The organism is Paenibacillus anseongensis (assembly GCF_009757995.1).
Classification (GTDB): domain Bacteria; phylum Bacillota; class Bacilli; order Paenibacillales; family NBRC-103111; genus Paenibacillus_E; species Paenibacillus_E chondroitinus.
Window position 1 is genome coordinate 146,085 of the sequence record NZ_WSEM01000034.1, and the last position, 14,297, is coordinate 160,381.

14 protein-coding genes are annotated in these 14,297 nt (G+C 43.2%); 7 read left to right on the forward strand and 7 right to left on the reverse strand.

What is annotated here, in order from left to right; genetic code table 11:
* Nucleotides 1–16: 16 nt before the first annotated feature.
* From GON05_RS31835 to GON05_RS31845, 3 genes are all read right to left on the reverse strand, one after another.
* A complete protein-coding gene (locus tag GON05_RS31835; RefSeq protein WP_181646298.1) occupies nt 17–1,606 on the reverse strand; it encodes a type 2 periplasmic-binding domain-containing protein in 1,590 nt (529 codons plus the stop codon).
* Nucleotides 1,607–1,661: 55 nt separating this feature from the next.
* On the reverse strand, nt 1,662–2,498 hold the full coding sequence (locus GON05_RS31840; RefSeq protein ID WP_221435286.1) for a carbohydrate ABC transporter permease: 837 nt from the start codon (nt 2,496–2,498) through the stop codon (nt 1,662–1,664).
* Between the two features lie 74 nt (nt 2,499–2,572).
* Complete coding sequence (locus tag GON05_RS31845; protein WP_157325095.1) at nt 2,573–3,529, reverse strand: ABC transporter permease; 957 nt, start codon at nt 3,527–3,529, stop codon at nt 2,573–2,575.
* 84 nt (nt 3,530–3,613) lie between these two features.
* On the opposite strand from GON05_RS31845, the gene GON05_RS31850 reads away from it, so the two are divergent.
* Nucleotides 3,614–4,189, forward strand: a complete 576-nt coding sequence (locus tag GON05_RS31850) for a hypothetical protein (protein ID WP_157325096.1) — start codon at nt 3,614–3,616, stop codon at nt 4,187–4,189.
* Nucleotides 4,190–4,212: 23 nt separating this feature from the next.
* Here the strand turns inward: GON05_RS31850 and GON05_RS31855 are convergent, their stop codons facing one another.
* The 3 genes from GON05_RS31855 to GON05_RS31865 form a co-directional block, all read right to left on the reverse strand.
* Nucleotides 4,213–5,850, reverse strand: a complete 1,638-nt coding sequence (locus tag GON05_RS31855; RefSeq protein WP_157325098.1) for an AraC family transcriptional regulator — start codon at nt 5,848–5,850, stop codon at nt 4,213–4,215.
* A complete protein-coding gene (locus GON05_RS31860) occupies nt 5,828–7,609 on the reverse strand; it encodes a cache domain-containing sensor histidine kinase (protein ID WP_181646300.1) in 1,782 nt (593 codons plus the stop codon). The genes GON05_RS31855 and GON05_RS31860 overlap by 23 nt, the downstream gene beginning before the upstream one ends.
* A gap of 198 nt (nt 7,610–7,807) precedes the next feature.
* Nucleotides 7,808–7,963 (reverse strand): hypothetical protein, encoded by a 156-nt coding sequence (locus GON05_RS31865; protein WP_157325102.1) that lies wholly within the window; start codon nt 7,961–7,963, stop codon nt 7,808–7,810.
* A gap of 4 nt (nt 7,964–7,967) precedes the next feature.
* Between GON05_RS31865 and GON05_RS31870 the strand changes: the two genes are divergently transcribed.
* The 6 genes from GON05_RS31870 (at nt 7,968) to GON05_RS31895 (ending at nt 12,579) form a co-directional block, all read left to right on the forward strand.
* Complete coding sequence (locus GON05_RS31870) at nt 7,968–9,242, forward strand: ABC transporter substrate-binding protein (protein WP_157325104.1); 1,275 nt, start codon at nt 7,968–7,970, stop codon at nt 9,240–9,242.
* 34 nt (nt 9,243–9,276) lie between these two features.
* Nucleotides 9,277–10,254 carry a carbohydrate ABC transporter permease gene (locus tag GON05_RS31875; RefSeq protein ID WP_220138848.1) on the forward strand — a complete coding sequence of 326 codons (978 nt, stop codon included), beginning with the start codon at nt 9,277–9,279 and terminating at the stop codon, nt 10,252–10,254.
* Nucleotides 10,255–10,268: 14 nt separating this feature from the next.
* Nucleotides 10,269–11,111 carry a carbohydrate ABC transporter permease gene (locus GON05_RS31880; RefSeq protein ID WP_157325106.1) on the forward strand — a complete coding sequence of 281 codons (843 nt, stop codon included), beginning with the start codon at nt 10,269–10,271 and terminating at the stop codon, nt 11,109–11,111.
* 33 nt (nt 11,112–11,144) lie between these two features.
* Nucleotides 11,145–12,074: a dihydrodipicolinate synthase family protein gene (locus tag GON05_RS31885; RefSeq protein WP_157325107.1), complete on the forward strand. Its 930-nt coding sequence runs from the start codon at nt 11,145–11,147 to the stop codon at nt 12,072–12,074.
* Nucleotides 12,075–12,164: 90 nt separating this feature from the next.
* Nucleotides 12,165–12,275: a YjcZ family sporulation protein gene (locus GON05_RS31890; RefSeq protein WP_079412559.1), complete on the forward strand. Its 111-nt coding sequence runs from the start codon at nt 12,165–12,167 to the stop codon at nt 12,273–12,275.
* Nucleotides 12,276–12,468: 193 nt separating this feature from the next.
* Complete coding sequence (locus GON05_RS31895) at nt 12,469–12,579, forward strand: YjcZ family sporulation protein (protein ID WP_079412559.1); 111 nt, start codon at nt 12,469–12,471, stop codon at nt 12,577–12,579.
* A 46-nt stretch (nt 12,580–12,625) separates the two neighbouring features.
* On the opposite strand, the gene GON05_RS31900 is transcribed toward GON05_RS31895, so the two are convergent.
* Nucleotides 12,626–14,182 (reverse strand): bacteriocin maturation protein, encoded by a 1,557-nt coding sequence (locus tag GON05_RS31900; RefSeq protein WP_157325109.1) that lies wholly within the window; start codon nt 14,180–14,182, stop codon nt 12,626–12,628.
* Nucleotides 14,183–14,297: the final 115 nt, after the last annotated feature.

The following is a 14,297-nucleotide window of genomic DNA, read 5'->3' on the forward strand; positions in this document are numbered from 1 at the left end:
AGCCTGTTAATTCTCCTTACTTTTTGTTATACAGTCTGTTCGCGTTCTTGACTAACTCATCGCCGAGCTGTTTTTTCCAATCCGCAATAAAAGCGTCGAAATCATTAATTGTCTTCTCGCCAACGATAACCGATGTGAACATGGTGTTCCATTGTGTCGCATACGTTTGGTTCTTGCCATCCAGATTCTCGCCGGATTCCGTGGTAATCGGGCCTTCTACCGTCGGTTTATCCGTCGTCACGAGGTAATCCACCTTTTTCTTGCTGTACAGCCCATTGTCGTCAAACAGCAGCTTCTGTCTGTTCTCTTTGATAAAAGCAGGAAGCACTTTCGCATTCACATCATCCGTGGCGTCAAAAGCGCCCATAAACGGCCAGCCGAATCCTTCTTTGGCTTTGGCCTCATTCGTCGAGAATTCCTGTTTGGTTACAGGCGAATCATTAACAAGCGTATAGTGCGTATCTTTCAATCCATACTTAGCCAGTGTAAACGTCTCCGCATCGCCAAAAATGGTATCCCAAGCCGTCATAATTTTATGCAGCTTGTCGCGATCTTTCTCCAGCTTCTTATTAAAGAAGACGATATTGGTAAACATCGGCGCGTTGGCGACAATCGCCTTGCCACCGTCTCCAGACGTCGGGAATGGCGCCCATTCCAGCTTCGCATTCGGATATTTGGCTGTTAGCTTGGCACCGATACTTCCTTCATCAAAAGGCGGGTTGATCTGGAGCGTCGTATTGTAATATTGGTAAAAGAGCGCGTTGTTATTGACAAATTCGTCGATAGGCGCCGATGTATTCTGATACATCGTGTAGTACTCCGGATTGATATAGCCGGCCTTATACCATTTGTTAAGCTGAATTAGCGCTTCTCTCATACCTGGCATGAAGGGTGCATATTGAATTTGGTTATCTTTATAAATCCAAGCATCACGCCGTACACCATAAGCGGACAAGAAGTAATACATCGCCTGCGCTTCTCCGCCGTTTTGAACCGTAATCGGATAATTGTTCGGATATTTTTCCTTATACTTTTTGAGCACGGTATCCCAATCGGCAATCGTTTTGGGCATGCTCACCCCAAGTGCTTGCAAAATGTCGGAACGAATGGCGACGCCATAAGGCAAGGAGTTGCCGAGTGCCCCGTTGTTAAAGCCCTTCAGCTTGCCATCTCTCGACCATAGATCGAGGATGTGGCTTTTTTGACTGCCGACTCTGCTAACAAATGACGCATAGATGTTGGGCGCGTATTGCTTGACTTCGTCCTCCGTCAAAGTTGCAGCCGAATCAAACAGCGCTTTGCTGCTTGTAATATAGCCGCCATACACATCCGGCATCTCGCCTGATGCAACGAACAAATTCAGCTTCGTGTCATAATCTGCATCGGGCACAGCTGTGATTTTCAGATCAACGCCAAGCTTTTCATTCAGCTGCTTAATAACTTCTGAATTGGGATTAGGCTGAATTCTTGTCGTAAAGATGTTGATGGACGGCTTTTCCGTGGTACCTGCTTTCGTTTCATTGGTAGAGGAGGTACAACCCGCAAGAACAGCAACCGCAGCTGTGGTCAAAACAAGTGAAGCAGAAACGCTTTTGACAACTTTCATCGACAATTTCCCCTTTGCTTTCATCATGTATTTGGACTAGCCATTGAAACCTGTATTACCCTTTCACAGCACCGATCATAATTCCCTTAACAAAATACTTCTGCAAGAAGGGATACACCAAGATGATCGGGATGGTAGTGACCAGCAAGATAGCTGCCTTCACGGATTCGGCCGTATATCGCTGACCGGACATATCGACATTCTCAATCCCCATGACATTGGCCAGCGCTGCATCCTGCGCATTATTAAGGACATCCCTTAAAATAATTTGCAAAACTTTGATCTCACCGTTGGAGATATAAATCATGGCGTCAAACCACGAATTCCATTGGCCAACCATAGACCATAACGTCACAGTGGCAATGATCGGCGTAGATAAAGGCAAAACAATCGTGAAGAAGATAGAAAAATCGTTTGCTCCATCAATGTATGCGCTCTCTTCTACCTCAACAGGCAAGGAAGTGAAAAAATTCCTAATAATCACAATGGTATAAGCACTGCATAAGCCTGGGATAACCAAGGACCAGATGGTATTGAGCATGTGCAGCTCTTTGACCAGTAAATAGGTCGGAATTAATCCACCTCCAAAAAACATCGTAAATATAATGAGGCCCATCCACCATTTTCTACCTAACAAATATCGTTTGGATAACGGATAGGCAAGCATTGCCGAGACAACAACCGTAAGCAGGGTTCCCAAGACCGTACGTAGAATCGTCCAGTAATAGGATTCAAGCAAAGCACCAGTTGCAAAAATTTGTTTATAAGCATCAAAAGTTGGATTGCCGGTAAATAAGTGAAGCCCGATTGTACTGGATTCATTGGGAGGGCTAATTGAAATTACAGCCTGCTGTACGAATGGAAAAACAATCGTTAAACAGATAAATAACATGAAACCTATGTTAAAACCATTAAATATCCTTTCACCTGTACTCAATTTCATATGCGTACTCTTTCCTTTCCTTATTAGAAGACTGTATAGTTTGATAACTTGCCAACAATCCAATTCGAAGTTAAGACAAGGATGAGTGCGATGACACTTTTGGCGATGCCAACCGCTGTTGAGAAACTATATCGCATATCGACCAAGCCTACCCGGTACACAAAGGTATCGATAATATCCGCAGTTGGCATGACGATGGAATTGTAAAGGTTAAATATCTGGTCGAAGCCGCCATCAAGAATACCGCCCAGTCCTAATACGAAGAGCATACAGATCGTAGGCAAAATACTTGGAATCGTAATATACATACATTGCTTGAATTTGCCCGCACCATCAATGACGGCCGATTCGTACATATCCGAGTTGATTCCGGCAATCGCAGCCAGATAAATGATACTGCCATATCCAATTTCTTTCCACACGTTAGAAACCAGTAGGATCTGCAGGAACGAATCTGCATTACCCAATAAAATGCGGGGCTGCCAACCAAACGCGTCGCTAATTAATCCATATAAGCCGTATCTGGGAGAAACGAGTTGAAAGATGAGTCCTGCTACGATAATCCAGGAAAGGAAATGCGGAAGATATGAAATCGTTTGCACGATTCTTTTGAATTTATTGGAAACCAGCTCATTTAGCAGCAAAGCAAAAATAATAGGTGCTGGAAATCCTATGGCAATCTTCAAGATGCTGATTTTCAGCGTGTTTAACGTAACCGTCCAAAAATATTTCATTTCAACCATCTCACGGAAATACTTGAGACCTACCCACGGGCTGCCAAAAACGCCGTCTTGCGGACTATAGTCTTTAAAAGCAATCAGAATTCCATACATTGGAATATATTTAAAAACCAGAAAGTAGATCATGCCAGGGATTAGCAACAAGAATAGAAACTTCTGCTTCATTAGCTTTGGAAATAGGCGATTTTTCTTTCGCAAAGTATGGATGCCTAATCCTACCTGCTCATTAACAACGCTCATACACATCTCCTGCTTTCTCTTGTAGTTTGCCACACGCATCGCGAATGCGCTTTCTTTCTTGAATTTATTGTAGCCCGATTATGAATGAATAGTAATGATTTATCTTTACAAAAAATGATGTATTTTTACTGTCGTCATGGTGACTGCGCGAACCCGCGGCGAAAAAGGCTGAAACAAATTCGTTTCAGCCTACTCAAAAATCAATCCCCTATGTGCACAAACGCCCACTCCATTGCATATGGTGGAAGCAATGCAGGATCTCATTTCAAAGGAGATAACCATATGTGGAATAACTTCCCGTCCTATCAAGATAACAGACCAGGGATTGCAAACCTTTTACAGTGTATGAATAAATGGGTGACCATCCAATTAACAGATGGGACTAATTTACATGTATATGTAACGAATGCCAATTTTAACATGGCATCAGGATTTTTAACCCACCAATCTTATCACTCCTTAGTCTGCAACGGAACTGCCATTCAAAACGCACAGCAAGATGAGGCTTGCTTAAATCAGTGGGTTCAGCTTGTGCTTCCCAATGGAATTTCCCTCTCATTTTATTTGACTCATTTTGATGATCAAGTGGTCGGGGGCAGTTTCCAATCGAATCAGCTTTTCGGACTATTCAACCTTGTTGCTTCAGTTCAATGTGAATAATGCATTTGGAAATTTTGGGTAAATTATGCTTTCTGGGAAAACCTGTTTCTATACTGCTGAGGCGTTTCGCCTAAATACTTTTTGAAGGAATAGCTAAAATATTGGGAGTTTTCATATCCCAAATCTTCGGAAATATCCATAATCTTCATTTTGGTGCTGGCTAACATTTTTTTGGCGTCATTCATCTTCATTTCTATGATATATTCATTTATCGTTTGTCCCGTCTCTCGTTTGAACACCGCACAAATATAGGTAGGGGACATGAATACTTCGCTTGCAATCTCTGCCAGTGAAATATTTTCTTTAAAGTTCCGATTCACATAACGTTTGATGCGCTCAACTAAGTTGTTATGCTTTTTGTTGTATTTTGCGCTGTAGTAGTCGGCGATGCAGATCAGCATTTTGCTTGCATTCGGCTTGATTGCTGATATCGACTCCCCCCTCATAATCGCTTGCAAAGAAATCATGTAGGTGGCGTTAACTTCCTCTACTTCATCTTCCGTTTCACAGATTTCCCGGTGAGCATCGATGACTAATTCCAGAAAGCGGCCCCGTATATATTCCTGGGAAAATTGATTTATTTTGGAGAGCAGCGAATAATATTCTTCAAATAATGCCATCGTTTTGATAGATTCGCCCAGTTTAATTTCTACGAGCAAAAGCTTCTGCAGCTCATTTAATCGGGCATTATGATTCAAATCGCTCATTTTATCAATCGTGTTAGAGTCGATAATATCATTAATATGAATAATAGAATTATTGCCGGTATAAAACTTATAGCTCACAGCATTACAAGCACAACGATAGGATAGATTAGCCGTTTTGACGCTCACACAATTCCCTATGCCAATAGAAAGCGAAATGCCTTCGAAATCAATTAGCAGCTGTTCAATGCCCTCAAATATTTGTGTCATTTTATCTTCATAACAGTACTCCTCGCCAAAAATGATGACAAATTCATTATCTTTGGTTGAAAAGCAGATGCCTGCTTGAAAGTTATTTAATGTTTGTTCAATAATGTTTTTAATCGAAAAGTTAAAGAACTGTACGCGCTCGACACCTTCTTTTCTCACGCGTTGTTCGTACTCGTCCATTTTAGCTACCGCGACGGTGATATCTTCCGAGATTCGAAACGGTAAATCGAAATACACTAAACGTTCTTGCAGTTCGTCGTTGCTTTCCATTCCATCAAATATAAGATTGGTTAGAAACTTATCTCGCATCAAAGACATGTTTTCTGAAAGCTGCGACGTGAGGCGCTGAATGACCTGTTCGCGTTGGAACTCCATTTCAATGGTATCCCGCGCTTTTTTCAATACGGATGTTACTTCTTTAAGCTGAATGGGCTTCAGAATGTAACCAGTTGCTTTCACATTCAGCGCCAATCTGGCATAGTTAAAATCTTGTACTCCGCTTATTAGAATGATCTTCGTTGGAATGTCATGCTCCATAAGCTCCATTGCCACTTCCAACCCGTTGCAAAAGGGCATCTGTATATCCGTTACCAAAATATCCGGTTGAAGTTCCAGACATAAGTCCAGTGCCTTCCTGCCATGATCGGCAATGCCAACTACCTGCATCCCCAGATCGTGCCATGGAATTGTATCGTTTAGAATTTCAGTGACCAAGCAATCATCGTCAGCTAGAACTACTGTTAACATCGTTATCCTCCGAAGTGTAATTCTTGGGAATCAGAACTTCGACCGTGATTCCTTCGGTCTGATTTTGCCTATATCTAATCCCATAGGCTTCTCCGAACGTGCTTTGGAGCCGCCGATGGACATTGCGAATAGCAAATGAGTGGTCTTGGGGTTCCGTTGACTCTAGCAATTGATTAAGTTCTTCGACTTCGGCGCCAACACCGTTATCCGTGATGGCAATGACAATTTTGTCACCCACATGCTTGGCGGATATCGTAATCTCCAATTCCCCCTTATCAGGATGAAAGCCGTGGATGATTGAATTTTCTACTAAAGGTTGAATGACTAATTTCACAATTCTGCTTCTCCGCAGCTCGCGTGGTATATCAATGCCATAACGCAGCTTTGAACCGAACGACATGGATTGGATCTCTAAATAACTATGCGTATGGTTGATTTCCTCTTCGAGCGTGATCATTGAGCGTCCTTTACTTAGCGAAAAGCGATAGAAATTAGCGAGTGATTGGATCATATTACTAATGATCGGCGCATTATATTTGATGGCATACATATTAATCGAATCTAACGTGTTGTATAAAAAATGCGGATTGATTTGAGCTTGCAGAAATCGAAGCTGAGCATCCTTGGCAAGCAGTTCGGCGTTCTGCTTCTTCAAGTCGCTAATCGTTAATTTCTCGATTAAATCTTTGATCTGGCCAATCATTTGTTTATATTGCCGTATCAGATACCCGAACTCATCTTTTTTGTTATATTTAAGGTTGATATCAAAATTATTCCCCTTTACCGTGCGCATAGAGGCAACCAACTTTGTAATCGGGCTGGAGATATAACGGGATAGAATGAATGCCGCTAGAAGCGCTGTAGTCATGCAAATTACAAGGATAACGACAACAATTCGCGTCAGCCGAATCTGATCTGAATTAATTTCGCTTAAGTTCGTAACATTCACAATTCTCCAGTCGATATTATCCATCATTTTGGAAGTTACGAGCACTTTGCCCCCGTCCGAATCCATAATTTGTGAATGGCCCGCACTCACATTCAGTTTCTGAATAAAGCTTTTTTCGACCTCAGATAGCGAGTCGCTGCTCAAAATAATTTGATTGTTGGGGTCCAGAATACATATTTTACTTTCTGGCGAGGGCTTGTAGTTTGCAAGCACACTGTTGATTGATTTATTTTCCAGCTCAATTTTTACCAAGGCTGCATATTCATATTTATCCGCGTTCTTTAAACTGTATATCCGTCTTGCCACGATGATATGATCTTGATCAGGACGAGCTTCGATGACAAAATTTTTACTTTGGCTGCTCACATACCAAGGTTCATTTTCAATCTTCGTAATATCTTGAACCTTGGAAGAAATATCATACTTTTGATATTCCGGCCGGTTGACTAAGTAAATCGTAGGTACGATTGCTGAAATCGGGGAGGCGTAATAGTTTGACAAATAGTAACTGTCCAATGCGCGATCCAGCTTAATAATCTGTTTCACATTATCGGATAAATCCTGTGTCGGGCTCTCGCCTACCACCTCTTGAATCATCGGGTTTAACGAAATTAAGGTGGTCATCTCATTGATAAATGCGAGCCTCTCTTGAACGATTAGTCGCGCTGAATCCAGGTTTTTCTCAATCAATTCACTCATTTTCTTATTAATAATACCGGTTGAACCCAAGTACACAATGACCGTAATAATGACGGAAGGCACTAAGATAGATGCAAGGAAATACAACACCAAACGATTACGAATATTCATACGTATTTTCCACTCGTGCTGGCCCCTTTCCGAGTAATCGCCGTGCACTTTCAGTATACCAACAATACGAAAACAGCCACAAGAGAGCGCATACAACTGCATAACATTTTTAACTTTTTCCCTCAAGTTTTTATATTTTATTGCGTTTATAAACTTGCTAACATAAATACGAAAGCGCTTCACACAACTCAAAGGGGGCTACAATTTGAGAACAAACTTTTCGAAATCGCGATACCGGCTTAGTCTTGCATGCCTTTGCGCTACATTCGTTACCACTGTTTTAGCCGGCTGCAGCAGCAGTTCGCCTACTACGAGCAATTCACCAAGCAGCAGCTCGGAAGCTGCATCCAGCACAAAAATGGAAACTATAAGGGTATGGACGAATGATGGTTCTTACAAACCTATTATGGATCCTATTGTTGATAGCTACAACAAAGGCCAAGGCTTAAAAGACGGGATCAATATCGAATACAAAGTATACGGAAGCAATTACGACGACGTGTTAAAGGTTGCCCTCGCAGCCGATCAAGCTCCGGAGCTGTATAAATTTGTCGGCACGGTCAAAGAACCTTTCATTAAATCAGGCTGGATGCTCCCGATTGACGATCTGCCCGGAGGCAAAGAATTTCTGAGTACTTATAAGGATATTTTAATTAAAGGATACACAACGTTTAACGATAAATCCTACAGCGTTCCTTATAAAGTGTTGACTACGAAGTTCATGTACAACAAAGACTTGCTGAAAAAATCAGGATTTACGGAGCCTCCTGCGACTTGGGACGATGTTGTTGCCTATGCGAAAAAAATTACGCAAGACAATAAAGGCAGCGCTTACGGATACGGCGTGCACTTGAAAGATTCCGCTTCCTCCGGAAAATGGTACTTCGCTACCCAATTTGCAAGCTCGGTAGGCAATATGGGATTTGACTTTGCTTCCGGTAAATTCATTTTCACGGATTTTAAAGATAATATCCAAAAAATACTGCAAATGAAAGCCGACGGAAGCATCTTCCCTGGCGGGGAAGGTATGGACAACGATTCGCTGATGGCTCAATTCGCTGCCGGAAGAATCGGGATGCTGCCAGGCGTAAACTGGGATGTCTCCTCACTCGATAAGTTTTGGAAAGAAACCGGAACCAAATTTGAACTTGGCGTCGTCGATACACCTGTTCTGAATCCAGCAGATAAACATAAAAACTACGCTCAGATCGCGGATGTGCTCTGTATTGGACCTAGCGCGAAAAAAATGCCTGAAAAAGCGATGAAGGTCTACGCCTTATTCCATAGTGATGAAGTGCTAAAAGCGATTCAAAATAACGAAATCGACTTTGTTGCCAGACAAGATATTCAAGCTCAAGCCCCTTCAAGCTTTAAAAAAGCGGGGACAGCCGAATTTGGGAATACCTCCAATTCTTATTTTGCGCCCACTCCACCCGATGGCGTCATTACCATTGAAGGCCAGCCCTACCAAAATACGATTATCAATCTGATCGCTGGACCGGCAAATGCAGACGTCTCCAAAGTGCTTACCGACTTAACCAATCGTTATAACACAGCTCTTGATAAGGCGGTTGCAGGTGGATTAGATCTTAGCTTATATGTAAACAAAGACTGGAACACCAAGTCTAAATGACACATGACTAAAAAATTGAGAGTATGGCCCTGCCATGCTTTCAATTTCCAAGAAAGAAGGCATCGCACGCATGAACAGTCTGCAGCGCAGGAATACGGCCAGAAAGGTTTTCACCCCTCATCAAAGAGATAACATGCAAGCTTACTTAATGTTGGCTCCGATGCTCATTGGATTTGCCTTGTTTACCATTTACCCCATGTTATGGCTAATTCAATGGTCATGGTTTGACTACAACGGCATTTCAACAGCCAAGTTCATTGGGTTTGACAACTATATTCGTGCGTTTATGCGGGATAGTAACTATTGGCATTCCCTGTTAAATACATCGTTTATTGTTGTTATCAAATTCGTACTTGAAATTCCTCTTGCCTTATTTCTTGCCGTTGTGTTGAACAGTAATAAAAAAATCAATTCTGTGTTTCGAACCATCTTTTTCTCTCCGACCATCGTCAGTACAGCCATTGTCGGAATCGTTTTCTTCTTAATGTTCGAGCCATTTCAAGGCGCAGTTAATCAACTGCTGAGATCCGTTAACATGATCGATTCGCCCATTAATTGGTTTGGAGACAAATGGCTCGCTGATATTGTCATTATTATCGCTAGTGTCTGGAAAGGGTTTGGGGTTAACATGATCTTCTTTATCATGGGTCTTCAGAACATTCCACAAGATATTTACGAATGTGCGGACATCGACGGCGTAACCAAATGGAAAAAGTTTAGCCGCATTACCCTGCCTATGCTTGCTTCTACAGGGAAAGTCGTGATGATGCTCTTCATCGTAAATAGTATCAAAATGTCCGATCTGGTCTTGGTTCTAACCAATGGGCAGCCTGGCGGTTCAACGGAGGTCGTGATGTCCTACACCTTTAAGTTTTTCTTCTCCTATGGTGCAGCGGACATGGTTAGCCAATATGGTTACTCTTCAGCGCTCGCCGTTATTACAGCCGTCATTCTGTCGATCGTCGTTGGTCTCTATATGACCCTCACCAAAAATGTCGGAGATCATTATTAAGGAGAATGGAAAGAATGAAAACGAAAAGAGCAATAGAAGCCATTCCACTCTATTTCTTTCTGGCGCTGCTCGCCATAATAGTGATTTTTCCAATCTTTTACGTTGTCATTAGTTCGTTGAAAAACACGGCAAGCATATTAACGTCTACCTCCTTTTTTCCTGAAACGATTACTCTCAAAAACTATGTGAAAGCTTGGAATTTATCCAATTTCAAAGTTTACGTATGGAACAGCATCTATATGTGTACGTTCATCGTCATCGGGACCATCTTTACTTCCATCTCTGCGGGTTATGTGTTCTCGCGCGGACATTTTCTAGGAAAACGCCTATTGCTTGCCCTAATCACCTTCTCTATGTTCATCTCAGCAGGCAGCTTATATCTCTACCCGCAACTCAATATTGCAAAAATGCTGCATTTGAACAACTCGCTCTGGGGAGTTATCATTATCTACATTTTCGGAATCAATGTTACGAATCTCTATCTAGCCAAAGGATTTATCGACGGGATTCCGAAAGAGATCGACGAAGCAGCCAAAGTAGATGGTTGCAGCTTTTTCAGAATTTTCTACAACATCATTTTCCCACTGACCAAACCACTTATTGCAACCGTCGGCTTGTTGGCTTTCATGAATTCGTGGAACGATTACCTGCTGCCTATGGTGTTTACCTTAGGAAATCCAGACAAGCAACCTCTCGTCGTTGGAATTGTGTCTATGAAAACCTCCGGAGAATCGGTAACCTCTTGGGATCTGATGATGGCAGGCACCGTCATGTCGGTTTTACCCATGTTAGTTGTCTTTATTGCTTTAAATAAATATTTTGTCGCTGGACTGACCAGCGGAGCTATCAAAGGCTAAAATCTATAAATCTACTAGAATGGAGAGATTACGATGCAAAATAAATTAATGACAGGGGTTCTCCCTGCACTGGTCACACCTTTGGATCAAGAAGGGAATGTCAAGACGGAGCTGGCTCCGGCTTTAATCGACATGTACGTCAAGCAGCAGGCGGATGGCTTATACATGCTGGGCTGGACAGGCGAGGGCCAATATTTAAGTGTGGAAAAAAGAAAGCAATGGGCCGAAGCGGTATTACAAGCTGCCGAGCATAAATTGCCTATTTTCGTACACGTCGGGTACAACGAGAATCTAGAAGATTCGATTGAACTCGCTGCGCATGCCGCAGAGCACGGCGCGTATGCCGTCGCATCGGTTGGCATTTCAGAACAAGCCACATTGCAAGACAACGTCGATTACTTCAAACGCATTTCTGCGGCCGCTCCAAACACCCCCTTTTATATTTACTGGGTAGCTATGGGGAAAACGCTGACTGGCGGACAAAGCATTGAACCTTCCCAGCTCCTCGAGGCTATGAAAGAGGTTCCCACTTTCCGTGGTATTAAATTTACGGACAACAACTTTTATTTCTTAGAAAGATTTAAGAAGCATCAACCCGATCTTAACATTTTAACGGGAGCCGACGAGCTGGCTATTTGCTCACAACTGATGGGAGCCGATGGTAATATTGGAGCTCTACAAGCCGTTACTTGTTATCACCATAAGGTGATGATGGAAAAAATGAGCGCAGGCTTGTACGAGGAAGCCCGTGATCTTCAATATCGCGCGAATGAAGTTACTGAGGCGTATTCAAAAGCCGCAATCGGAAATTTACCCGGAATCAAATTGTTAATCGAAGAAATTTTCCAGATTCCTGTTGGTTACTGCTCACCGACCGGTCCTTTTCACGGGGTCTATCATACAAAAGATACAGCGACTGAACTTATCGAAACTTACAGGAGAAATATCTTGGTTAACGGATAACTGCAACTAGGTACATACGTCCAATCAATTGCTGCTCAGCGGACATAATGTATACCGTAGTTACTAATTACCAGGAAGGAATGAGTCAACATGGGAGCAGTCGGTTATGGTGGTAGTTGTGCAGGTTACGGTTCAAGCGCAGCAGCAATTTTGGTTCTCTTTATTCTTTTGGTAATCATCACATCCGCTTTTGTATGGTAATTTCTTAGCCAAAACAAAAGAAAAAACGGCCGCTTATAAAAAGCGAGCCGTTTTTTTTCTGCGTGCGCACATAATGCAAGCTCTCGAGTATTTTTTCCATGTCGTGCAAATAGGTACATACGTCCAATCACACGGCACTTATCTAACATATCTTATACGGTAGTGATAAATCACCAGAAGGGAATGAGTAAACATGGGTGCAGTCGGTTATGGTGGTAGTTGTGCAGGTTACGGTTCCAGCGCAGCAGCAATTTTGGTTCTCTTTATTCTTTTGGTAATCATCACATCTGCTTTCGTATGGTAATTTCTTAGTCCAACACAATAAACAACGAGAAAAAACGGCCGCGAACTCAAATTCGGGGCCGTTTTTTCCCGTTGCTCCTAAGCAACACACCGAACACACCGGCTAACCCTTCTTTCAAAAACGATTTTACGGCCAGATCCAAAACCAAGAGTTGTTTATGGTTCCGTTCCAAAACCTGTATAGCGGACTGAAGAACATCCGTGTTTAACGTTAGATCACAGGCAGGGATTTCAACAATGAAAGGCAACTGTTCGGCTAGCTGTACAGCCGGTACCTCCAATACGTTTGATGTGGGACAAGCAAGTTTGTTTTGTGCCTCCATTAAAGCCTGTTGTAATGCCGCACGTAATGCCAAGGTTACATTCAAGCCTGCACAGCCATACCAACGATCACTTGTGCCAACCCACATCACAGGGAATCCACATACTTCCTCTCCCAAACCAATCATTGGCGCTCCCGTCATCGTTGTCAAAGCCTGTAAATAAAATCGGCAGTGTTGATCTTCGATTGTAGACAACTGTACTCGAAAGACAGATGGCAATTGGTGGGCGTGTCGCTTGTCCAGTAGCTCGGCCAAGCTCTTTTGCAGCCCACGGCCAATTCCTTCTGCAAATGTTTCCCCCGCTCCAACACCAATACATTCTTCCTGAACGAGCAGACCGGCCATGCGAGACACATACGCTTCAATCCCGGTCAATCCTGCTTCCCGCCTGGCTCCCTCATGCGTCATATCTGCACAAATGATGTCTGTCAGAAGCCTGGCCGGCCCTGCCGATAGCGGATCGACGGCCTGAACACGACACTGAGCAAGCGGTAGCTGCTTCAAGTCTCCTTCCTCCCAAAGATGGAAAACCCCTGATTCCGCCGATGTCAGCCGGCCAAAGTAAGGAAGCAATCCGCCATCAATTTGGCTTGATCTCCGTTCAAGCTGCAGCTCGAAATCATGAATCCACTCAGCTGCGACACGTCCGCTGACCAGTGGATGAGGCATGAACGAATGCCATTTTCCTTCCAATGTCTCGAGATTAAGCAGGAAGAATTGATTGCTTTGTTCCGCATCGAGCGCTCCCGTCATCTTTTGTAATAAGTGAAACACGATTACATTCGCTAGCATCGCTCCCGCAGTAGAAGAAAAAGTGTACCGCTGAGGGTCTTTATAAATCGCTGACTCGTGAATGCTGCGAAACGCTGACTCCCAGCCTCCCTTATCGTCGGGATGCACAAGCGGACCCGCAAGTCCCGCCTGCTGCAGACCTACTCCGGGAAGAAACAGCTTCCTCTCCTCCCTGCAAATAGCGTGAAGAAATCGCAGTTCCTCGATATTCCCCTCCTGTGATATATACAAAATAGCATCAAATGGCCTCAGTGCCTCTCGCCAACCATGATCCCCTTCCTTCTCAAGGGCAACTTCCTCTATGGTTATCTCGGGGTCTATGTTACGCGTACGAGCCGCCAGATTTAACATCCGTTGCCGATCCGTCGGCACTGAGCCAGAGACTAACACATGAATCTTGGGCATTCCGGATGCAAGCAGCGCAGAAATGAGCGAAATTAAAAATGGACCAGAGCCGATCGCCAATACGTTGGGCTTAAATTTTGTCATTTTTACCCCTCTTCCTACTTCCCGATCTTTTTCAACCCTTCACATGTAATTTTATGTATAGCTACTTGTCCCTCATGATCCAAATCGCACATATATTCATCCTCACACAGATATA